The organism is Oleiharenicola lentus (assembly GCF_004118375.1).
Taxonomy (GTDB): domain Bacteria; phylum Verrucomicrobiota; class Verrucomicrobiia; order Opitutales; family Opitutaceae; genus Lacunisphaera; species Lacunisphaera lenta.
This window is the reverse complement of the sequence record NZ_SDHX01000001.1, coordinates 3,107,693-3,130,321: the sequence shown is the minus strand read 5'-3', so window position 1 is coordinate 3,130,321 and position 22,629 is coordinate 3,107,693. Positions and strand designations below refer to the sequence as shown.

Annotated in this window: 12 protein-coding genes; 9 read left to right on the top strand and 3 right to left on the bottom strand. The window is 64.4% G+C overall.

What is annotated here, in order from left to right:
- Window positions 1-12: 12 nt before the first annotated feature.
- From ESB00_RS12925 to ESB00_RS12915, 3 genes are all read left to right on the top strand, one after another.
- Window positions 13-981: a hypothetical protein gene (locus ESB00_RS12925; protein WP_129048096.1), complete on the top strand. Its 969-nt coding sequence runs from the start codon at window positions 13-15 to the stop codon at window positions 979-981.
- 266 nt (window positions 982-1,247) lie between these two features.
- On the top strand, window positions 1,248-1,760 hold the full coding sequence (locus tag ESB00_RS12920) for a coiled-coil domain-containing protein (RefSeq protein ID WP_129048095.1): 513 nt from the start codon (window positions 1,248-1,250) through the stop codon (window positions 1,758-1,760).
- A gap of 66 nt (window positions 1,761-1,826) precedes the next feature.
- Window positions 1,827-3,149: a hypothetical protein gene (locus tag ESB00_RS12915; RefSeq protein WP_129048094.1), complete on the top strand. Its 1,323-nt coding sequence runs from the start codon at window positions 1,827-1,829 to the stop codon at window positions 3,147-3,149.
- On the opposite strand, the gene ispH is transcribed toward ESB00_RS12915, so the two are convergent.
- A complete protein-coding gene (gene ispH, locus ESB00_RS12910) occupies window positions 3,133-4,860 on the bottom strand; it encodes a 4-hydroxy-3-methylbut-2-enyl diphosphate reductase (RefSeq protein WP_129048093.1) in 1,728 nt (575 codons plus the stop codon). The genes ESB00_RS12915 and ispH overlap by 17 nt on opposite strands.
- 134 nt (window positions 4,861-4,994) lie before the next feature.
- Here ispH and ESB00_RS12905 point away from each other — a divergent pair, with 134 nt between their 5' ends.
- Window positions 4,995-7,490 carry an ABC transporter permease gene (locus tag ESB00_RS12905; protein WP_129048092.1) on the top strand — a complete coding sequence of 832 codons (2,496 nt, stop codon included), beginning with the start codon at window positions 4,995-4,997 and terminating at the stop codon, window positions 7,488-7,490.
- Window positions 7,491-7,609: 119 nt separating this feature from the next.
- Here ESB00_RS12905 and alaS read toward each other — a convergent pair whose 3' ends face one another.
- On the bottom strand, window positions 7,610-10,303 hold the full coding sequence (gene alaS, locus ESB00_RS12900; protein ID WP_129048091.1) for an alanine--tRNA ligase: 2,694 nt from the start codon (window positions 10,301-10,303) through the stop codon (window positions 7,610-7,612).
- A gap of 208 nt (window positions 10,304-10,511) precedes the next feature.
- On the opposite strand from alaS, the gene ESB00_RS12895 reads away from it, so the two are divergent.
- From ESB00_RS12895 to rdgB, 5 genes are all read left to right on the top strand, one after another.
- On the top strand, window positions 10,512-14,549 hold the full coding sequence (locus tag ESB00_RS12895) for an ATP-binding protein (protein WP_218938743.1): 4,038 nt from the start codon (window positions 10,512-10,514) through the stop codon (window positions 14,547-14,549).
- A 114-nt stretch (window positions 14,550-14,663) separates the two neighbouring features.
- Complete coding sequence (locus tag ESB00_RS12890) at window positions 14,664-17,198, top strand: hybrid sensor histidine kinase/response regulator (RefSeq protein WP_129048089.1); 2,535 nt, start codon at window positions 14,664-14,666, stop codon at window positions 17,196-17,198.
- Between the two features lie 51 nt (window positions 17,199-17,249).
- Window positions 17,250-17,894, top strand: coding sequence for an MBL fold metallo-hydrolase (locus tag ESB00_RS12885; RefSeq protein ID WP_129048088.1), 645 nt, complete (start codon window positions 17,250-17,252; stop codon window positions 17,892-17,894).
- Window positions 17,891-19,060, top strand: coding sequence for a bifunctional diaminohydroxyphosphoribosylaminopyrimidine deaminase/5-amino-6-(5-phosphoribosylamino)uracil reductase RibD (ribD, locus tag ESB00_RS12880; RefSeq protein ID WP_218938742.1), 1,170 nt, complete (start codon window positions 17,891-17,893; stop codon window positions 19,058-19,060). Before ESB00_RS12885 ends, ribD begins: the two co-directional genes overlap by 4 nt.
- Window positions 19,050-19,712: an RdgB/HAM1 family non-canonical purine NTP pyrophosphatase gene (rdgB, locus tag ESB00_RS12875; RefSeq protein ID WP_129048087.1), complete on the top strand. Its 663-nt coding sequence runs from the start codon at window positions 19,050-19,052 to the stop codon at window positions 19,710-19,712. The genes ribD and rdgB overlap by 11 nt, the downstream gene beginning before the upstream one ends.
- Here rdgB and ESB00_RS12870 read toward each other — a convergent pair.
- Window positions 19,681-22,587, bottom strand: coding sequence for a hypothetical protein (locus tag ESB00_RS12870; protein ID WP_129048086.1), 2,907 nt, complete (start codon window positions 22,585-22,587; stop codon window positions 19,681-19,683). The two genes, rdgB and ESB00_RS12870, sit on opposite strands and share 32 nt — an antisense overlap.
- Window positions 22,588-22,629 lie beyond the last annotated feature (42 nt).

The following is a 22,629-nucleotide window of genomic DNA, read 5'->3' as shown; positions in this document are numbered from 1 at the left end:
CTCCTCCGCACCATGGCCAAGTTCAATTCCACCGAATGGGAAGAAATCCGGAAGAAATTCCGCAATTCCATCATGGCTGACACCTCGCTGGTCAGTCTGGCTCAAAATCTCGACACCAAGGAGTGGCCGCACAAGGGCGAGGACGAGAAGCCCTCTAAATACATCGATTTCTCCTACGACGAGCTGCTCATGCTGCCGGAAATCGCCGGCAGCTCCGACCGGGCCGATCACCTGATCGGCATTCTCAAGGAGACGCTCGCTTTCGACGATCCTTTTGGCGACATGGTTGCCCAGGTCGAAGTGACCTCCGCCAAGGAGAACCCCATTCTCAAGACACTTGGCCGCCTCGGCATTCCCGAAAACTTCCCGCTGGCGCTGGCCAATTTCAGCGAAGGCACGCGAGTCGTGTGCGCATCCGAGGGCATCAAGACGATCGGCGAGTTTGCCAATCTCGGACAACAGATGTCCACGAAGGTCGTGCTCGGTGGCGATTTCCGCAATGCGCTGAACGCGCTCACCCATGGTGACGAGGAAGGTATCGGCAAATTTCTCCCGTATCGCAAGGGTTCCACCGGTCTCCACCTGCCCGAGGCGGTTGGACTCATTGCGGGCAGCATTCCGCGGATCGACCAAGTTGCGCTGGCCAAGTCCTTCGGGGCTCGTCTCTCCAACAGCGACGCCGCCATCAGCAAAACTCTCTCCAAGGAAGAGCTGGCCAAGATGGAGGCCATGATGCGCCTGACGCTCAACATCGCTTTGGAGTGGTTCAAGGACGGCAAGGCGGCTTTGATCAAGCACCTCAAAGATGGTGGCACTTACGAGCGATACTTCATCGTGCTGAATGATCCGGTCCGCGAAGCGATCGCGGTGCGGCTCGTCAGTGTTGCGCTGAAGGATGTCGCACCCGCCGGGGTTGCGGCCAGTGCTCCCGTCGAGGACAAGAAGGGCGGCTTCTTCTCGAAGCTCTTCGGCAAGCGCTAGTCTGCCCGTCCCATCCACCTTTGGATAACAACACGCCAACCCCGCCCGGAGGACCGCCTCCCGGGCCGATGTTTCCGCCGCCGCTGAAATCCGCGGCGCCCGGTCCGGCTGCGCCCTCTTTTCCCCCTCCTGGCAGCATCAAGTTTCCGGCCCGTCCGAGCAGTGGATTGAAACCCTTGGTGTTGCCCCGAAGGGCCACGCCTTTGCAGCGGGCCCAGGAGGCGTCACAGGCCACCGCGGCGGCCCGCAAGTCGATCGACGCGATCATGTCGAGCTCACGCGCCCCTTGGGGCGGTAAAGGTGCCGGCCTCAGCGGCGCCCAGGTGGAGGAGCTGGAGAAAGCCCTGCGCGGCCTCGAGGCCAAGGTGGGCGAGCGCGAGATGGCGCTGGCCGAGGCCGAGAACAAACTGGCCGAGAAAGACCGGGCCCTGGCCGAGACCGAAGCACTTTTGCAGGCACGCGAGAAAGTGATCGATGCCCTCCGCAAGGAACAGGCTTCCGCCCCTTCACCCGGTGGCGTCAATCCCGCTGAAATGGAAGCCCTCGCCAAGCTCAAGGAGACGCTCGACCAGCAGGAGGCCTCCATCAAGGAGCAGCGCGTGGCGCTGCAGGAGCGCGAGGAGTTCCTCAACCAGAGCGAAGCTTCCCTTTTCGAAAAAATGCAGGCTCAGCAGGAGAAGGAGACAGAGCTCGAGCAGAAGGAAGAGGACCTCAAGCGCCTGGCCCGCCAGGTCGGCGTGCTGAAGGAAGAGCCCAAAGAGCCGATGGAAAAGGCCTGACACGGAACCCGCGTCAGTTTCCCCTTTCCAAGGCTGTCTCCCGCCCCTATGTCCACTTTTCCAATGATGCCACGCTTCCGTCCTGTTGCCCTCGTCCTCCTCGCCGCCCTGCCGGCCTTTCTGTCCGCCCAGGAGACGAGTGCCAAGGAGGAGGAGCGTATGAGCCAGCTGGCCCGCAACGATGGCATGTGGTATACCCCCAAGACCCGGGTTTCGGTCGGCCTCCGCATCCTGGATTCTGGTGGCAAGGTCAGTTTCGGCAATCTCGGCACCGTGCCTTTCCTGAATGAAATCATCCCCGCCTCGGAAGGGGCGGTGGTGCGCTCTTACAACGATGGGCAGATTGGTTTGGACGGGCTCCGCACCGATGAGGTGGATGGCAACGGCAACCAAACCTCCACGCCCGGCGGTCGCTATCAGGTTTATTCCACGGTCACGGTCAATGTCACCGACTCCAACGGCAACGTGATCGGCACGCAGGACGTTCAGCGCCTGGTCGGCGATTATCTTTCCTACACCCCGGGCATGACCCGTGAGTGGGATGTGATGGGGCAAAGCCAGTTTCTGACCAAGCCGGGCTATGTTGCCTTCAACAACTACGCGGCGGTTTCCGACGGTGGCAGCCTGGCCAAGGAACAGGGCATGAGCGGCGGCCTGGAATTGCAGATGAACCGGGAGCTCGGCTCCAGCGGGCGGTATTTCAAGTGGGGGGTGCTGGCGGGAATCTCGCTGAACGACATCAACAGCAAGACCGCCGGCTCGGTGGCTTCCACGCTGCGGACTTACACCGATTACTACACCACCAACGGGTCGGTCCTGCCCCTTAGCCAGCTGAGCAACCCGAGCAACGACACCACGCTTGATTCCGACGGCGACGGGGTGGCCAATACTTTCGAGAACACCGTGGCCCTGCCCATTGCTCCCGATCCCAGTCTCACCACCGATGTGCTGACCCCCGGCGGGGCGAATGTGACCGGGCGCTGGCAGGTCAAGGGCGCCTACTTCATGTTTAAATTCGGGCCGACCCTGCGCACCCAGATCACCGACACCATCGGTATCAGCGCCAGTGTGGGTCTGGCCGGCGCTTATGCCGGCACCCGCTACACGGCCTACGAGTCATTCCAGGTGGCGGCCATGCCTAACACCGACATCGAGACGGTTGATTCGGAAACTGGCGATTCCACGCTCAGCAGCACGGCCACCAAGTTCCTCACGGGCTATTACGCCGACCTGAACCTCGATTGGGATGTGAACGACCGTTTTGGACTCTTCGGTGGCGTGACGGCCCAGCAGCTTGATTCCTACGAACAGAAGCTGGGCGATCGCACCGCCGACATTGATCTGGGCAGCGCCGTCGGTATCCGCGGCGGCGTCACGGTTCGTTTCTGAGTCCCGCCAGCACGTCCTCGATCTTCCGCAGGCGCTCGGCAGGGAAAAGCGCGTTGATGCGCGAAACCACCTGCTGGACCAATCCATCGGGGCAGGAAGCGCCGCCGGTGATCAAGACGGTCTTGGGCGCAGAGCAGTCCGGCCAGAGGGGCAGCATCTCGGTGTGTCCGGCGGAACCGCGGCCCGCCGAAGGGAAAACGTAGTGCATGATCCGGTCCGCACCGAGGATGCTCTTCTCCGACTGGATGAAGAAGGCCCGTTTGCCGAGCGTCTGCTCGCAGAGCCTATAGAGCTGGTAGGTGTTTGAGCTGTTCTTGCCGCCGATGATGAACGCCGCGTCGAGCGGCAATCCCAGGGCGCGTTGCAGCGCGTCCTGGTTCACCTGCGTGGCGTAGCAAAGCGTGTCCTTGCGGCCGGCGCCGCCGACCCGTTCCTCGGCCACTTCCGCGCCGTAGCGGGCGGTGTAGATCTCCTTGAAATAGTCGATGATGGCGGCCGTTTCGTTCATCAGGAGCGTGGTTTGGTTCACCACGGCGATGCGCTCCAGGTGGTGTGCCGGATCGAAGCCCGGGGTGCAGAGGCCGGCAAAGTGTTCGAGGATGGCGGCGCGCTTGGCCTCGTCGGGCGCACTGATGTAGTCACCGAGCAGGCGGGCCTCGTCGAGATGGCGGATGATGAGCGACGGGGCGTGACGGCGGGAGTTGGAGAAAGTCGCCTTGGTCTCCTCGTGCTCGCTTTTGCCGTGAATGATCACGGTGTAGCCGGCGCGACCGTAGCTGCGGGCGGCCTTCCAAACCTTTTCCACGAGCATGCAGGTGGCGTCGTATTGCGCGACTTTCAGGCCTTTGCGCACGAGCCGCTTTTTGTCCTCGTCGGTGGCGCCGAAGGCCGGGATGATCACCACGTCCTCGCCGGTCAGCGTGTCCCAGAGCAGGCGCGGGGTGGCCCCCGGGGCGGCGACCAGGCCTTCGTCAGTGAAGCCCACACCCTTGTCGCTCTGCAGGTAGCGCAGGCCGCGCTGGAGCAGATCCTCGTTCACAAACGGATTGTGGATCAGCTCGCTCAGCATGAACACGCGGCGGCCGGGGTTCTCCGCCAGCGTCTCGTAAGCGCGCTCGATCGCGTTTTTCACACCGAGACAGAACCCAAAATGGCTGGGGATGACGTAGCGCACCGCACCGAAGTCGAGCATCGCGGGCTTGCCGGCGGTGCGTTCATGCGTGCGCGAGAGGCGTTTGATGGCCTCGCAGAGCTGGCTCTGGTAGAGTGCCCGCGCGGCGTCGTCCTGCTGGTAGATGCCGCGGTTGCGGTCGCGCTCGACGCGGAACTTGTAGATGTAGTCGTTCTCGCCGAGGTGCAGGTAGGGAATCTCGATCAGGTGCGGTTCGAGCCCGGCCAACACCGCCGCGAGTGAGCCGGCTTGGGCGGCCTTTTGGCGATCCAACTGTTCCAGGCAGTGAAACCTCACCTCGTTGTCGGACGGCTCCCCGGCGACCTGGGTGAAAAACACCCGGTAGGAGAGGGCTCCGGCGGTGCAGGTGAAATACTCCGCAGCCGGAGTGTGCTCCTTGAAGCAGCTCTCCAGCCGCGCTGTGGCCATCGCCTCGTCGGCTCCGACAAAGGCCAGACCCAGGCGGGTGCCGGCGGCGCGCACGGCCAGCTGGTTGCTGGCGTTGAAGGCGAGGATGACGACTTGGGCGGGCACGGACATTCCCTTCCACGGAACCACAACCCCGCCGGGGGTCAACCGCCGGGACGCCCTCACGCCCGCTTGTCCAGATTGGGCGTGGCTTCGGCGGCGCTTAAAGTGTAACTTCCCGCACGTTCCCCGGGTTCTCTTTTACCATGTCCCTCCCCCCTGATTCCGTGCCGACCTCCACCGGCATGCTGACCGGCGTTGCCGGCGACCTCCGCCACGCCACCCGCCTCCTCTGGAAGGCCAAGGGCCTCACGGCCACCACGCTGCTCACGCTCGCCCTCTGCATCGGCGCCACCACGGCGATCTTCTCGACGGTCTATTCGCTGATGCTGAAGCCGCTGCCGTTTTCCGAGCCGGAGGGCATCGTCGAGCTCTACACCTCGGCCAAGAAGGCCGGCCTCGACAAGATGCCGGCCAACGTCCCGTTCTACCTCGATTACGGCAAAAATGCTTCCTCTTACGAGATGATCGCGCTCTGGACATTCCAGCAGCAGATGGTCGGCGAGGAGCAGAACCCCGTCCGCCTCGACATGGCGCGGGCGACGGCCGAGATTTTCCCGATTCTGCGCGTGCAGCCGCTGCTCGGAGAGTTCTTCACCAAGGAGCAGAACAAGCCCGGTGCCGACAAGGTCGTGGTGCTCACGCAGACCTTCTGGCGGACCCAATACGCCGAGGACCCGGAAATCGTCGGCAAGGAGATGCGGATCGGCAACGAGACCTTCAAGATCATCGGCGTGGCGCCCCGCGTGTTCGAGGCCTGGGACGCCCGGATCAAATACGTGACCCCACTGTCGTGGCAGCCCCAGCAGGAAAATCCACAGGGCCGCTACGGCGTGGGCATTCAGCTTTTCGGCCGCCTTAAGCCGGGCGTCACGGCCGGGCAGGCCGATGCCGAGGCCAAGACGCTGGAACAGCGCTACGTCGAGGCCTCGCCCCCCGGCGTGAAGCAGTTCTCCGAGCGTTCGGGCATGACGATGAACGTGGGCGGTGTGCAGGAGCAACGCGTGCAGCCGGTGCGCACGACCCTCCTCATCCTGCAGGGCGTCGTCGCTTTCGTGCTCCTGATCGGCTGCGTTAACGTGGCCAACCTGCAGCTCGTGCGGGCCAACTCCCGTCAGTCCGAGCTGGCCATCCGTTCGGCGCTGGGCGCCGGTCGCGGTCTTATCGCGCGCCAGCTCATGCTGGAGAGCGTGCTGCTCACCGCGATGGGTGCCGTGCTCGGCATCGCTCTGGCGTGGGCGGCCCTGCGCGGCAGCAATTTCTACCTGGCCAAGATGCTGCCCCTGTCCCTGCCGGCGACGCTCGATTACCGGGTGCTCGGCTTCGCCATCGCACTCACCGTGGCCATCGGGCTGCTGATCGGTTTGATCCCGGTTTTCCACATCCTGCGCACCAATCTCGCGGAAATCATCCAGAGCAGCTCACGCAGCGCCTCCTCCGGCCGCGGGGTCCGCGCGCTGAGCAGCGTGCTCGTCGTCGTGCAGGTGGCCGTGGCCCTCATGCTGCTGACGGGCGCGGGTCTGCTCATCCACAGTTTCTCCAAGGCCCTTGCCGTAAGCCCCGGGTTCGATCCCAAGGGCGTGGTTACGGCCCGCATCATCATCCCGCAGGCCCACCGGGCCACGGCGGAATCGGCAGACAAGTTTCAGGAACGCCTTCGGCAATCCTTGCAGGAGCTGCCCGGGGTGACGTCGGTGGCGCTTTCGGGCTCCACGCCGTTCCAAGGCGGCCTGCCGATCAACGCCTTCACGCTCGAACAGGACACGCTGCCGCCCGGTTCACCGCAGCCCGGCGCGTTTCGCGTGCAGGTCACGCCCGGCTATGCCGAAACGCTCGGGCTGAAGGTGCTCGAGGGGCGCTTCTACACCGAGGCGGACCGCGATCCCAAGCAGCGCGTGTTCGTGGTGGACGAAAGTTTCGCCCGGAAGTTCTTCGCCGGCAAATCGGCCATCGGCGGACGGTTCGCCTTCGGGCCGCGCCCGGAGAAACCCGAAGACTGGCCGACCATTATTGGCGTCGTGCGCGACATTCCGCACAACGGTGTCGAGGAGAAGAGCGGCAATCCCTTCATTTACCAGGTCGTGCCGCAGGGCGCTCGCCCGGGCGGGGCGACGATGTTCGTGCGGACGAGCCGGCCGCCGGAGGAACTGATCCCGGTCCTGCGCGCCAAGATGAAGGAGCTCGATCCCACGATTTTCCTCTACGATGTCGGCTCCATGGAGAAGGTGGTCGGGGCGTCGTTCGACAACCGGCGCGCGGTCATGCTCCTGCTCGCGGCCTTCGCCGGTCTGGCGCTTTTCCTCTCAGCCCTCGGCATCTACGGTGTGCTGGCCTACGATGTGTCGCAGCGCACCCGCGAGATCGGTGTGCGCGGTGCGATCGGCGCCTCGCAAAGCCAGATCGTCGGCCTGATCCTGACCCAGGGCCTGTGGAAGGCGGGCCTCGGCGTGGTGATCGGCCTAGTCGGCTCGTTCCTGCTGAGCCGCTACATGACCAGCATGCTCTTCGGCGTGCAACCGACCGATCCGATGGTTTACGGGGTCGTCGCGCTGGTGTTGATCCTCGTGGCGTTGCTCGCGAGCTATCTGCCCGCGCGTCGTGCCGCGAAGATTGATCCGCTTGTCGCACTGCGCGACGAGTGATTGTTTTGGGTCGGTCTCCGCACCGACCGCGGCTGGCACGGAGGTCAGCCCTCCACATGTAGGGGCGTGGCTTGTCCACGCCCGAGGGCGCGCACAAGGCACGCTCATACTCGTAAGCCTTACAGCTTCAGCGCGTCGGCCAGCTTGCTGGCGTCGCCGCCCCCGCCTTGGGCGTAGTCGGGTTTGCCGCCGCCCTTGCCGCCGAGCTTGCCGGCGAGGGCGCCGATGAGCTTGCCGGCCGCCTGGCCGGACTTGATGGCTTCGGGTGAACAGTAGGCGACGAGCGCGACCTTGCCGTCAAAGAGGGCGCCGAGTTGCACGACCGCGCCGGCGCCGACCTTGTGCAGCACCTGGCTGCCGAGCGAGCGCAGGGCGTCTTGGTTTTCGGCGGTGACGACGGCAGAAATCCATTTGAGGCCGTCCTTCTCGACGGGCTTGGCGGCGAGTTCCTCGGCGAGGCCGGCGGATTCCTTAGCCTGATAGGCTTTGAGCTTCTGCTCGAGCTCCTTCTGGTGGACGAGGAGCGAGTCGAGCTTGGTGGTGACGTCCTGCACGCCGGCGTTGAGGCGGGCGCTGACGGCCTTGAGGGCGGCCTCCTCGCCGGCGACGAACTCGTAGGCAGGCTGGCCGGCGACGGCCTCGATGCGGCGGGTGCCGGCGGCGACGGCCATTTCGGCGACGACCTTGATCAGGCCGATCTCGCCGGTGGTGGCGACGTGCGTGCCGCCGCAGAGCTCGCGGCTGTAGCCGCCGATGTCTACGACGCGGACAAACTTGCCGTATTTGTCGCCAAAGAAAGCGAGGGTGCCCTCGGGCTTCTTGTCGAATTCGGTCTCGTAGGATTCGACCCTGGCGTTGTCGATGACCTTCTCGTTTACGAGGCGCTCGACCTCCTTCATCTGTTCGGCAGTCATCGCCTCAAAGTGCGAGAAGTCGAAGCGCATGCGGTCGGCAGTCTTGGACGTGCCGGCCTGGCGGACGTGGGTGCCAAGGACCTTGCGCAGGGCCCAGTGGATCAAGTGCGCGGCGCTGTGATGGCGGTTGATGGCGCGGCGGCGGGCGACGTCAACCTGAAGGGTTGCAGTGGAGGCCGGAGCCGGGAGGCTGGAGGCCGGAGCCAACTTGTGCAGGTGGCGGCCGTATTTGTCCTTCACGGTGTCCACAATGGAGAACGTCTCACCGTTGATGACCGCGGTCCCGGTGTCGCCGGTCTGGCCGCCCATTTCGCCGTAGAAAGGGGTTTGGTCGACGATGAGGAAGGTGTCCTTCTCGGTCTTCACCACCTCAAGGAGTTTGCCGGTGGCGGTCGTCTCGGTGTAGCCGAGGAACTTGGTCGGTTCGACGTTGGTGTTCTCGCCCTCGGTGGCGGCGACGACGATCTCCTTCTTCTGCGCGGCGCGGGCGCGCTCGCGCTGCTGCTCCATCAGCTCCTCGAACTTCGCCGTGTCTACCGTGAGACCGCGCTCGGTGGCGAGCAGCTGGGTCATGTCGAGCGGGAAGCCGTAGGTGTCGTAGAGTTCGAAGGCGGCAGAGCTATCAATTTTTCCAGAGGCCGCGGCTTTGTTGAAGATCTGGAGGCCGCGTTCGAGCGTGCGGCCGAAAGACTCTTCCTCGCTCGCGATCACGCGCCGCACGATGTCCTGCTGCTGTTTCAGCTCGGGGAAGACGTGGCCGAGGGATTCGACGACGGGGGCGACGAGTTGGGAGAAGTCGCCGACCTTGAAGCCGAGCTTCTTGCCGTAGAGGATACCGCGGCGGAGGATGCGGCGGATGACGTAGTTGCGGCCCTCGTTGGCGGGGAGGATGCCGTCGGCGATGGCGCAGCTGACGCAGCGCGCGTGGTCGGCGAGGACGCGGAAGGCGATGTCGATGTTCTCCTGCTCGGTGAGGCCCTCGCGCTTGGTCGGCACGGTGCCGGTGTAGGTCTTGCCGGAGAGGGCGGCGACCTTGGCGAAGAGCGGGGCGAAGACGTCGGCGTTGTAGTTGGAGGGCTCGGCGGAGAAATCCTTGAAGCCCTTCGTCGTGGCCATGATGCCGGCGACGCGTTCGAAGCCCATGCCGGTGTCCACGTGCTTGGCGGCGAGCGGGGCGAAGGTGCCGTCGGCGTTCGCGTTGAACTGGATGAAGACGTGGTTCCAGATCTCGATGCAGCGCGGGCTGGAGCTGTTCACTCCCTTGCGGCCTTCGACCTCGTCGTCGGAGGGGAGGAGGTTGAAGTGGATCTCGGAGCACGGGCCGCAAGGGCCGGTGTCGCCCATCATCCAGAAATTGTCCTTCTTGTTGCCGTGGACGATGTGGATGGCGGGGTCGAGGCCTTCCTTTTTGAAGATGCCGGCCCAGATGTCGTAGGCCTCCTGGTCGAAGTCGGCGGGGTCGCCCTTGGCCTTGTTGGGTGCATAGACGGTGGCGAAGAGGCGCTTCGGCGGGATGCCCCAGACCTTGGTGAGCAGTTCCCAGCCCCACTGCAGCGACTCCTTCTTGAAGTAGTCGCCGAAGGACCAGTTGCCCAGCATCTCGAACATTGTGTGGTGGTAGGTATCGAAACCGACGTCCTCGAGGTCGTTGTGTTTGCCGCCGGCGCGGATGCACTTCTGGGTGTCGGCGGCGCGGGTGTCCTTGGCCGGGCGGACGCCGGCCCACTTCGAGACGTCGGGCGCGCGGTCGCCGAGGAAGATGGGCACGAACTGGTTCATGCCGGCGTTGGTGAAGAGCAGCCCGGGGGAGTCCGGCAGCAAGGACGACGACGGCGTAATCGTGTGGCCCTGTTGGGCGAAGAAATCGAGGAACGACTGGCGGATTTGGGCGGAGGTCATGGCGGGAGACAGAGGGCAGAGGACAGAGGATGGCGGGAAGGGGGGCAAGGCGGGATTTGGCGGACACAGGTTCGGAGATTGCCACGATCTGCTTTACAAAGTTGATTACGACGTCGTGAAGGATGCTAACCCCAACGGTAAGGTTTGCCGATGGTTTGGGCGCTGGGTGCGGTGCCAGAGCAGCTGGCCTGCTAGATGGGCGCTGAGGTTGCAGATCCTCGTGGGGTTCAGCTTGGTCGGGTCGGTCGGGGCCGCCGCCGCCGATCCCTTCGTCCCTCGGTATGCCGACCCGATGCACGAATCTTGGCGGTGGCGCTCTTATCCGGAACTGAGCGGGTTGGCGGCCAATTGCATGGTGCAGGCGCCCGACGGAGTGGTGTGGTTCGGCACCAACGAAACGATCTGGAGCTATGACGGCCTTGATTGGAAAAACCACAACGCCTTGGTGTTTCACGGCGGCCCGGTGAACGCCATGGCCGTTGAGCCCGCGGGCTCGGTGTTGGCGGTGGGGTATTGGGGCATGCAGCGATATCAGGCGGGCCAGTGGAACTGGGCCTGGCAGCGCACAGGGCGGATGTTCGGTGATTTCCGCAAAGTGATTGTTGATGCCCAGGGAACCGTTTGGGTTGCGAGCCTGTGGGGCTTGCTGGAAATCCGTGATGGTCGGGCGCGGCTTCACACCTCTTCGGCCCAGGCTGCCCGGGTGCCGGTGGATCGAACAGTGTCGGACGTGGAGAAAGTGACCATTCCCGAAAAGGTGACGGCCCACATTTCGGCCAGCCGGCGCGCCGGTGAACTTGCGTTGTCTGATTTGACCTCCGACGGCCAGGGCGGGTTATGGATGGTGGCGGATGAGGGGGAAGTGCTGCATTACTCACCGGCTGCCGGCGACGAAGCCTGGCGGGTTTACACCGCTAAGGACGGTCTCAAGCCCGGGCGCCGTCCGTCGGTGCTTCGGCTGCGCGATGGTGCAATCTGGGTCGTGTATGGGCTGGATTCGGGGCATTTGAATGTTTTCGACGGATCGCGCTGGACCGCGCGGCCGCTCTCGGCCGAGGGGGCGCCGGGAGATTGCAACAATCTCCTGCAGACCAGGGACGGGACTGTGTGGGTGTCCGCTCGCTACCAAGTCGCGGCCTGGCGGGACGGCCGCTGGCACAGTTACGAGAAACCCGCCGTCCCGATCCCGACGGCGTGGAGTTTCCTCTGCGAGGGAATCGACGGGGCGCTGTGGATCGGCGGACCCAGCACCGAGATCCAGCGGGTGGATTACGACACGGGTCGCTGGGTCACGCTGCTGGACCTGATGTTCCAGTGGCAGGGCCCGGATGGCGCCGAATGGTTTCTGCACCGTGACGGGCGGGTGGTGCGACATCTAGCCGGCCGTTGGGAATGTTACGATGCGGGTGACGGACTGCCGGATGCGCCGGTGGCACTGCTTGGCACCCGGCAGGACGAAGTTTGGGTTGCGGGCAGTCACGGCGGCGAGGCGGCGATGGCGCGCTACCGCGGGGACGGCCGCTGGGAACGCATGGTGCAGACCGAGTTCGCCTGGGGCGTCGATTGGCGCGGCGTCCTGGAAGCCTCCGACGGCTCACTGTGGTTCGCGGCCACCGTGGATTCGCGGGCGCCGGAGCGGCACAAGGCCGGTTTGCTGCAATACCGCGGGGGACGGTGGATCCACCATCATCAGCCCGGCCGCGCCCCCACCGGGGCCAACGACGACGATCCCGCCACCCTGCTGCCTGCAACGCAACGGCCCGAACCGGTTGGCAAGTTTTCCTCGTTGGCTGAGTCGGCCGACGGCCGGATTTGGACCGGACGCAATTTGCTGGCGGTCTACGACGGACGTCGCTGGGAGCGAACTCACGCGCCGAAGGGAATGAATTTCGGGCAGGTGGACGCAATGTTCACCACTCGCGACCGCGAATTCTGGGTGGGCTCGCGCCAGTTCGGGGCGTTCCGCTACGACGGTCGCGAATGGCGCAGTTATCTGCAAAAGGGCGGCCTGGTTGCCAATGGCATCCGCGGGTTCACCCAAACCGAGGACCGAACCGTCTGGGCGGCGACCGATCACGATATCAGCCGGTTTGACGGTCATGCCTGGACGCCGGGCGGCTTTCCCGCCGAATTTGTATTGCCGCACGATGGCGGCAGTCTCCGGGCCGGGCGGAATGGAAGGATTTGGATCAACCACTTTCCGGCGGAGTGGATGTGGCGGGCGTGGTCGAGGGCGCCTGCTCCCGGGCGAAAACCGGCCGGCGAGGATTTTCGCACCATCGCTCACAAATTCACCGGACCGCCGCCCGAAACGACATTCACCCTCGCTCCGGAGCGGGTGCCACCGCCGGGAAATCTCTCGGTCGCGTGGGCGGGGCGTTCACCCTGGCGCAGTCCGGAAGAGGCGCGTTTGCAGTTTTCGCACCGGCTGGATGGCGGGGCTTGGTCTGTTTTCAGCACCGAGACGGGGCGCGCGCTTTTTGCGCTGACTCCCGGTCAGCACCGCTTGGAGGTCAGGGCCCGCGACCGTGATTTCAATGTCGATCCGACCCCGGCGGTGCTGGAGTTCACCGTGCTCCCGCCGGTTTGGCGGCAGCCGTGGTTTCTGGCAATGATCGCGCTGGCGGGAGGGCTCGTGGCCGTGCTCACGGGGCGGTTGATCGGGCAACAGCTCAGACTGCGCCGGGTGAATCGCGAACTGGCGAAAGAAATCGCCGAACACCGGCAGGCCGAGGAAACGTTGCGCACGAAGGAGGAGTATTTCCAGAACCTCATTGAGCACAGCTCGGATCTGATCTCCGTGCTGACCGTTGACGGACAGATTCGATACCAAAGCCCGGCGGCCAGTCGCGTGTTGCTTCGCCCCGCCGGCACGCCGGTGTCGGCTGACATCTACGAGCTGATTCACCCCGAGGACCAGGCGGCGGTGCGTGCGACGATTGCCCGGGCCGCGGCCACCGACGAACCCACTGCGGTCGAGTTCCGGGTTCGGACCTTCGACGACCAGTGGCGCGTGCTGCAGTCGTTGGGCCGCCGGCTTCCCGCGGCCGAAGGTGAGCCGCTGGTGGTAGTGAATTCACGTGATATCACCGAGGTGCAGCAGCTGGAGGCCCAGTTCCGCCAGTCTCAGAAAATGGAGGCTCTCGGGCAACTGGCCGGCGGGGTCGCGCATGATTTCAACAACTTGCTGACCGTCATCACCGGCAATGCCGGACTGTTGCAGTCGGGCTTGGCCGGGCACGGTGAGAATGCACCGCTGTTGCGCGACATTCGGGCGGCCGCCGAACGCGCGGCAGCGCTGACGCGCCAGCTGTTGGTTTTCAGCCGGCAGGAAAAGGCACAGAAGCGGGACGTTGAGCTTGGTCCGCTCGTGGCCAATCTGGGGAAGCTCCTGCGGCGACTCATCACTGAGGAAGTTTCCATCGAGATCACCGCTTCGGCGGAACCAGTATGGCTGCGGGCCGACCCGGGCATGATCGAGCAGGTCGTGCTCAATCTGGCCATCAATGCGCGGGACGCGATGAGCCGGGGGGGCCGCCTGCAGATCCACAGCCGCCCGGCCAGGGACGCCGAATTGCCGGCCGGGGTATGCCCTCCTGGCGCGGTGTTGGAGGTCACGGACACCGGTACGGGCATTGCCCCGGAAGTATTGCCGAAGATTTTCGAGCCTTTCTTCACGACGAAGGAGGTGGGCAAGGGCACCGGGCTCGGCCTGGCCACGGTGTTCGGCATCGTGCAACAACATCAGGGACGCATCGAGGTCAGCAGTCAGCTTGGGCAAGGCACGACGTTCAGGGTTTATTTGCCCCGGGTGGCGGCGGCCGTGACCCGGCAAGCGGCCAAGACCGAGACTGTGGGGCGAGGACGTGGTGAAACGATCCTGCTGGTGGAGGACGAACCAGCGGTGCGTGACGTTGTTTTCCGGGCGCTGAGCGGCCAGGGTTACCGTGTGCTCGTGGCCCCGGATGGCCTGTCCGCGATGGAGTTGTGGGCCGCACGCCGTAACGAAATACACCTGCTGCTGACGGACCTGGTCATGCCGGGCGGAGTATCCGGTCTACAGATTGCCCGGCGCATGGTGGCGGAGAATCCTGCCTTGAAGGTGATCTGCTCCAGCGGCTACGGCCTTGAAAAAACCGAGACCGATCATCTGGACCAAGGTTTCGTCTTTCTGCCCAAGCCATACGAAATGGATGAGCTGCACCGCGCGGTACGGGTCGCCTTGGACAAGCGAGTTCCTTCCTGAGTCGAACCAGACCGATTTGACGATTGCCCCGGTCGGGCCGGCGGGTAGGGTGACGGCGCCGAACCCCAGCGCCCACCCCGGCGAGCCACGTCCACCGATAGCGTTTGCTGACCTATGCAGGCAGTCATCGTGCAGGTGATCATCATGCTCCATGCCGCCTTTGGCTGCATGTTCCTGCTGATGAATTGGCAGCATCCGGCCAAGTTCTCGCGGCTGATCGCACAGAGCTGGCTGCTGGAGGCATTTCGGGCGGGGATTGTTTATGCCGAGCTGGACCGCACCGGCGGGTTTAGTCACTGGCACAGTCTGTCGGACTGCCTGAATCTCGTGGCCACCTGGTGGCTGCTGGCGGGCTGTGCCGACCTGGTGGGGGCGCGCCTGCCGGCGAAACTGGGCAAGTTCTACATCGGCATCGGCAGCGGGGTGATCCTGGCTCTGCGGTATCTCGCGCCCCCCGCCCTGGAGTCGGCCGGTGTGGCCGCGGACCAAGCAATACGCTGGAGCCTTTTGGTCGAATTGGTGCTGATTTTCACGACGGTGACCATCGCCCGGGTCACCATCCTGGTGTGGTTCATCGGCCTGTGGCGCCGGACGCGACGGCCGGGCACGCTGCCGGCCATCGTTTTCGGGGTGCCTTACATTGCCTTCGGCCTGGCCGTGCCGTGGCAGTTTTATTTCGGCTATTACCCCGAGTGGATCTACCTGGGCTGGACGCTGCGCGTGCTGGGGTTCTCCCTTGGCCTCGTGTTGCTGCTGTCGGACCGCCAGCTGGTGGCGTTGCGCGCGAGCGAGGCGCGGGTCAGGCGGTTCATTGAGTCGAACATCCAGGGCGTGTTGATCTGCAATTTTCGCGGCCAGATCTCCGACGCCAATGACGCGTTCCTCCGCATCATTGGTTACACGCGGGCCGATCTGCTAGCCGGGCGGATCAACTGGCAGAACCTGACGCCGCCCGAGTGGGCCGAACTGGACCGTCGCGTCATCGACGAATTGCGCACTCGCGGGCTCTGCATGCCGTGGGAAAAGGAGTATTTTCACAAGGATGGCACCCGCGTGCCGGTCCTGGTGGGTGTGGCGATGCTCGATGACCAGCGCAGTGAGGAGAGCGAAGCGCTGGCGTTCGTGCTCGATCTCTCGGACCGGAAAAAGGCCGAGAACCGGATCAGGCATCTGGCCAATTTCCCCGAACTCAACCCCAACCCTGTGCTGGAGTTCGCCGCGGATGGCAGCCTGCTTTACCAAAATCCGGCCGCCGAGGAGATGTTGCGCCGGCTGGGCCAGGACCGGATCGAGAAAATGTTGCCGGCCGAGGCCGGGCAGGTGGTGACCCAATGCCTCTCAACCGGGCAGCCTCGCCTCCGCCTGGTGACCAAGCACGGGAAGCACACGCTCTCCTGGTCTTTCTACCCCATCCGGCAGCAGCAGACCGTGCATTGCTACATCGGTGACGTCACCGAGCGAACGCTCCTCGAAGCCCAGTTGCGGCAATCCCAGAAGATGGAGGCGGTCGGGCAGCTGGCCGGCGGCGTGGCCCACGACTTCAACAATCTGCTCACGGCGATCATCGGACATCTCGGCCTCCTGCAGAACGGCCCGGCGCTGCCGCCGGAGGCGCAGGATTCCTTGGCGGAGATCGCCAAGGCCGCGGGTCGCGCCACGAATCTCACGAACCAGCTGCTCGCCTTCAGCCGGCTGCAGGTCAGCAGCATCCAGCCGCTGGATCTCAACGAGGTTGTGACCAACCTGGGAAAGATGCTGCGGCGCCTCCTCGGCGAGGACATCGCGATGCACCTCGATCTCGCGCCGGGCCAGCTCGTTTTCAACGGCGACGCCGGCATGATGGAGCAGGTGGTGCTCAACCTGGTGGTCAATGCCCGCGACGCGATGCCCGCCGGCGGCTCCCTGCGCATCGCCACCAACAGCGAGAGACGCCCCGGCCGCGAGGCAAACGTATCCGCCGAGGTTGCCTCCTGGCTCTGCCTGAGCGTGAGCGATACCGGGACGGGCATCCCGCCGGAGATTTTGCCCAAGATTTTCGAGCCGTTCTTCACGACCAAGGAGGTGGGCAAGGGCACCGGACTGGGCCTGGCCACGGTTTTTGGCATCGTGCAACAGCATCACGGCTGGATCGACGTGGAGAGCGAGCCGGGGTTGGGCACGACCTTCCGCATCTTCCTGCCGCAGCAGCATGTGACCCTCAACGAACCTTCCGGGCAAGTGCGTCTGCCGGCTGCCTCAGGCCGTGGTGAGGTGATCCTGCTGGTGGAAGATGAACCGGCGGTTCGCGAAGTCGGGGTGAAGGTGCTCGGGCGGCAAGGTTACAAGGTGCTGGCCGCCGACAACGGCCGGACGGCCCTGGACCTCTGGTCGGTCCATCGCGATGAGATTGCGCTCCTGCTCACCGACGTGGTCATGCCCGGCGGAGTCAGCGGTCTCGAATTGGCGCGGCGCCTTCAAGCCGAGAAGCCTGCGCTCCGCGTGATCTACACCAGCGGTTACAACCGGGAGGTGGCGGGCGATGAGGAGGCGATGCGTCAAGGCATGAACTACCTGGCAAAGCCCTACGAGATTGAGCGTCTGTTTCTGCTGGTGCGCGAGGTGCTCGACGGCCCGGTGACTCCCGCGACAATCCGGCCGGCCGGGAGCTGACGGACCGCTTTGGCGTTGCGCGGACTGAGTCGACTGCACGAATCTACGCGCGTGAAGATCCATGTGCTGCCCTCCGGGCCGATCGAGACCAACGGTTATCTCCTCCTGGAACCCAAGCGGGGCGAAGCCGTGCTCGTGGATGCGCCCGGCCAAATCATGGCGAAGGTGACTCCACTCCTGCAGCAGGCCGGCTGCCGGCTGACCGAACTCTGGCTCACGCACGGGCACTGGGACCACATGCAGGCGGCGGCCGAAGTGAAGCGCAGCACCGGCGCGATCGTGCGCGCGCACCGGGCCGACCAGGCGCTGATCGAGACGCCCGAGATCATGGAAGGATTCATGGGGCAACGCCTCGGCCTGGAAGGCGTCAAGGTGGATGCCTGGCTTGAACCGGGTGAAATGCTCAAGGCGTTCGGCCGGGAGTTTGAGGTGCGTCACGTGCCGGGACATTGTCCGGGCAACGTGCTGTTTTATCAGGCCGCGGCCAAGATTGCACTGGTGGGCGATGCTCTCTTCAGCAGTGGCGTGGGGCGCTGGGACTTGCCGGGCGGCAGTTTTGAGGAGCTGGAGCGCTCCATCCGCGCGCAAATCTACACGCTGCCCGACGACACGGTCGTGCTTCCCGGTCACGGTGAGCGCACCACCGTGGGGGTGGAGAAGGAAACCAACCCTTACGTGGCGGCCGTTGTTTCATGAGCGAACCCCGGCACGAGGCATTCATGCGTCAGGCACTGGCGGCGGCCCGCCGGGGCTGGGGCGATACGCACCCGAATCCGCTGGTGGGCGCCGTAATCGTAGAAGAAGGCGCGGTGGTGGCCGAGGGTTTTCACGCCAAGGCCGGCGAGCCCCACGCGGAGATCAAGGCGTTGCGCGCGCTGGGACGCAAACCCCGGGCCGGGGCCACGCTCTACGTGACCTTGGAGCCCTGTTGCACGCACGGGCGCACCCCGCCTTGCACCGATGCCATTGTGGACGCCGGCATCAGCCGGGTGGTGGTGGGCGCGACCGATCCGAATCCTGCCCACGCGGGCAAGGGCTTTGAATTGCTGCGTGCCGGCGGGGTGGAGGTGGTCGAGGGCGTGCTCGCGGCCGACTGCACCGACCTGAACCTCATTTTCAATCACTGGATCACGACCGGACGGTCACTGCTGGCGGCCAAGTCGGGAGTGACGCTCGATGGCAAAGTGGCCACCCGGACCGGGGACTCGAAATGGATCACCGGCGAGGCGGCCAGGGCCAACGGCCACCTGTGGCGCCGTTATTTTCCTGCCATCGCGGTCGGCGCCGGCACGGTGCGGGCCGACAACCCTCGGCTCACGGCGCGGGTGGACGGAGTCGAGTGGTGTCCGTGGCGCTTTGTGTTCGACGGCCTGCTGCGCACGGTCACGGACAAGTCGATGCCCGGGGTCTATACCGATGAGTTCCGCGACCGCACCATCGTGGTGACGACCCCGCACGGCGGCCTCGGCTATGTGCGGAAACTCAATGCCATGGGCGTGAAGGCCTGGGTGCTCAACTCCACGACACCCAAGGTGAACTTCGAGGATTTTCGCGCCCGTTGTGCCCAGGAGGGCATCACCGGGGTGTTCTTCGAGGGCGGAGCCCAGCTGTTGAGCGAGCTGCTGCAATCGCGCGAACTCGACTACCTTTTCACCTACCATGCGCCGGTGTTGTTCGCCGACGACAAGGGCAAGGCGATCCTGCGCGGCCTGCGTACCGAGACGCTGGCGCAGGCCATCCGCCTGCAGCAGGTGCGGCACGAGGTGCACGGGGATGACACGCTGATGCGCGGCTTTGTGAAGTATCCCGACCGGATGTTCGTGGATGAGGCGACCTTCAATCGGAAGGACTATGGCGCCTGAGCCTGAAAAGACCCGCGCGGAGCCACCCCGGCTCCAGGTCATTCACCTGGCCTCGGGCAATCGGCACAAGGCGGAGGAATTTCAGAGGCTTGCAGACGAATCCCGCCTCCCGCTGCGGATCGTGCCGGCCAACCCGATGCCCGAAGTGGTCGAGGATGCGGGGACTTTCGTCGGCAACGCCCGGAAGAAGGCGCAGGCCCTGCTTGCGCAGTTGCCGGCCGGGAGTTGGGTGCTGGCCGACGACAGCGGCGTATGCGTGGACGCGCTCGACGGCGCGCCCGGCGTGGAGTCGGCGTATTTCGCCGGCCCGCAGCACGACGCGGCCGCCAATCTGCGCAAGCTCACCGAGGTGATGCGCGATGTGCCGGAGAGTCGCCGCGCGGCACGGTTCGTGTGTGTGCTCGTGCTTCTCGGGGGGGGCGCGGAGGAGGTGTTTGAGGGCCGGTGCGAAGGCGTGCTCGCGCGCGAGCCACAGGGGGGGCGCGGCTTCGGGTATGATCCGCTGTTCATCCCGGCGGGCCATGCTTGCACTTATGCGCAGTTGTCCGATGCCGAAAAAAACAAAATCAGCCACCGCGGACGCGCATGGCTGATTCTGGTGGAGTGGTGGAGGAGCCGGATTAGTGGGGCAGCGCCTCGATCGCGGCCTTGAGGGTGGCATACTCCGCGGCGGTGATTTCCTTGAAGCCCAGGCGGCGGGCTCCGAGCAGCACCGGCTCGAGCGGGAGATCGTGCGCCGCACTGGCGAGATTGTGGTGCAAACCCCAGGTGCGCGCAGGCGCGGAGTAAACGCGTTGGCTCCATGGTTCCATGGCCACGCGGCTTTCGAACATCGCCACCATTGAACCGCGGATGTAGAGGCCGGACGAGCCCCAGACTTCAAGCAGGCGGGGGAAGTTGTGCAGTCCGCCGCTGACCTGGCCATTTTGACCGGAGGAGGCCGGCCCATCGGTGAGTCCGCTGGGGTTATGCTTGGTTGGCACTATGCCGACCAATAGGGCGGAAGAAATTTCGGTCGTCGTGGCATCAAACTTGGTGGTGCGGGCGGAGCCGCTGGTGCCCGCGGTCCGGCCCGACCAGGGGAGAGCTGCTGGCACGAAGGAAGTGTTTGAGCCGTCAGAGCCGTTTGAGCTGCTGGGCTGGGTGGTGGCCCAGGCGGCGGCGGTCGAGCCCGTGGCGTGGGCGCTCAGCGAGTCGGACCAGCCGCCGCTCTGGGAGTAGGGGGTGGTGCCACTCGAGTAAACCGGTTGGGACAGTAGGGTGATTGCATCGGCCATCACGGCGCAGAGCTTCTCATTGGCGGAATCGGGGTAGCGGGCACTGTAGCCACCGTTGCCTGTGGCAGTCGTGGTCGAGTTGATCGTTCCGTCCGCATTGAAATGTCCGATGATATACGCGGCATCGTTGGTGCAGAAGGTGAAGCCGGTTTTGTTGGGGTAGGTGGTGCCATCGAGGGAGATGATGGGTCCGCGGCCGTTCCAAAGTCTCACACCGGAGTCAATGCGGTCCGGAACCCCGGAAGTTTTGGCGCGTTTCTCGGCATCCACCGAGTGGATGTAAACGGTGACGCCGTCATACCAGGGCTTTTTCGAGGAATTGCTGACCAAGTCCGCTCCGCCGACGGCGTAGACAGACGGATCGGTGGCAATCTGGGTGATGACCGCCGCGCTCGTGGGGGCGGAGGGCGCGAGATACATCCGGTAGGGATCCTGGGCGGTCAGGGTCGTGCTCGTGGGAAAGGTCGTGAATGAGCCGCCCAGCCCCAGGCTTTTCGCGGCGGCGGTGCCGGAGGGGTTGAAGATGGAATTGGTCCAATTGCCCGAGTTGGGAGCGGACACAACGTAGATGGTGGACGCCGTGTCGCTGGCGGCATAATTTCCCGACGTGCCCGAGAGGGTGCGTTCAACGCACATACGGAACCGGGTCAGGTCGAAGTCGATCTTGGCGATAGGGCGCGGCGTGTAGGCGTTGCTGGAACGGAATGAGCCTGAGGCGCCAAGTGCCGCCAGGCCCGAGTTGTTGGTGGCGCGCCGCATGTCAAAAAAGTAGCCGTCCGTGAACGACGACATGGTGGGAGAACCGGTCGTGTATCCGGCGCCATCGGGCAGGGTGGTGGCATCCGTGGCCACCCAGGCTGAACCGTTATAGCGGCGCACGTGAGTGTAGGAAGGTTGCAGCATCCGCAGGAACTGATTGTGGCCGATGACCGTGGAAGTGGTGTAGCGGTTGGGGAGATTGTTTACATACATCCAGTCGTCGGTATCGTCAGTGGGGGTGCCGTTGTTATTGTAACCGTAGCAAGGCTGGCCGGGCAGGATGACTTCCTGGATGGTGTGGCTCAGGTCGGAACCCACGGTGTTGAGGAAGGCGCGATAGGTCCGCGGCAGCATGGTGATGTTGCTGCCATCGGGCAGCTTGCCGGTGCGCGTTGTGTCGTCCGGGTTTGCCACGATATAGAGACCGGCCTGACGGGAGATCTTGATCTCCTTGATGGCCCCGCTGTCGGTGGTGTCCACCCAGCTGGTGCCGTTCCAATCCTGGTGATTGGGCGGGGATATGATCTGGCGGCCGTTGTCCCGCTCATCCTCTGTCGCGGTTGCGGGATTGTCGGTCTTCGAATAACCGGTGACCGCGGGGAGGACAAGTTCAGTCACCCCATGCACGCTGGTGCGGAGATTGATGGCATAGGTATTGGTCGCGAATACCTTGAAATTGTTCTGGGTGGTCGTGGTCTCGCTGGAATTGCCATATTTGTGATCCCGCCAGACGTTCGAACTCGACTTGATGGCAGTCGCCGTGCCGGTGGTGGTATGTTTGAAGGTCACCGGGGCATCGCCGCCGGCGCCGCTCATGATCGCGCCGTTGGACTGGATGGAGTCACCCTGCTTGTTGGCATCGGCATAAAAGCCCTTCGAGGTGGATACGCGGTCAAGAAACGCAATGGTGGCGGTGAATCCCGGGGCCGAACGGGCATTGATCTCGCCGTTGCTGTGCACCGGGCCAGCCAGGGTCATGTTGGCACCGGGCCAGATCTCCAAATCCATGTTGTAGAAAACGCCGAACTGGAAAAGGGGCACAAAGTCCACGGCCAGGTCCTGGCGGGCATAGGATGTGATGTTACCCAGGGCGGAATGCCAGCCGGTGGCCTTGGAGATAATCGGGACGGTCGCGGTGTTGACCTGCAGGCCGGCGTTCGGGTCGTTGGGGGAGACCGCCGGATCAATGAACTGGAGGCCGGTCGCACTGGTCAGGCCGGCAAAAATCTCCATCGTGCTGTCTCCGGCAGAATATTTTTTGCTCGCGGCCTGCAGGACAGATTCCGGAGGCAGTGTCACCTGGTTGCTGCCGCCGATGAATGCCATGGTCGTGGCACTGCGCAGGCGATAGAGTTTCGTCGTGATCTGCTCGGCACCATAGAGACAAATGTTTTCGGCCGCGTTTTTGGTGCGCAGGATGAGGCGGTTTCGTTCGTTGCCGCGCCGCTCACTGACGGTGTAATTCAGCATGCTGGCGGTCAGAATGGCCATTACCGCCGTGAAAATGACTACGGTCAGCAACGCGGAACCGCG

Bases quoted from the DNA above. Each gene is read 5' to 3' on its own strand.
- ESB00_RS12925 (WP_129048096.1), top strand. From the start codon at position 13: ATGGCCAAGTTCAATTCCACCGAATGGGAAGAAATCCGGAAGAAATTC.
- ESB00_RS12920 (WP_129048095.1), top strand. From the start codon at position 1,248: ATGTCGAGCTCACGCGCCCCTTGGGGCGGTAAAGGTGCCGGCCTCAGC.
- ESB00_RS12915 (WP_129048094.1), top strand. From the start codon at position 1,827: ATGCCACGCTTCCGTCCTGTTGCCCTCGTCCTCCTCGCCGCCCTGCCG.
- ispH (WP_129048093.1), bottom strand. From the start codon at position 4,860: ATGTCCGTGCCCGCCCAAGTCGTCATCCTCGCCTTCAACGCCAGCAAC.
- ESB00_RS12905 (WP_129048092.1), top strand. From the start codon at position 4,995: ATGTCCCTCCCCCCTGATTCCGTGCCGACCTCCACCGGCATGCTGACC.
- alaS (WP_129048091.1), bottom strand. From the start codon at position 10,303: ATGACCTCCGCCCAAATCCGCCAGTCGTTCCTCGATTTCTTCGCCCAA.
- ESB00_RS12890 (WP_129048089.1), top strand. From the start codon at position 14,664: ATGCAGGCAGTCATCGTGCAGGTGATCATCATGCTCCATGCCGCCTTT.
- ribD (WP_218938742.1), top strand. From the start codon at position 17,891: ATGAGCGAACCCCGGCACGAGGCATTCATGCGTCAGGCACTGGCGGCG.
- rdgB (WP_129048087.1), top strand. From the start codon at position 19,050: ATGGCGCCTGAGCCTGAAAAGACCCGCGCGGAGCCACCCCGGCTCCAG.
- ESB00_RS12870 (WP_129048086.1), bottom strand. From the start codon at position 22,587: ATGGCCATTCTGACCGCCAGCATGCTGAATTACACCGTCAGTGAGCGG.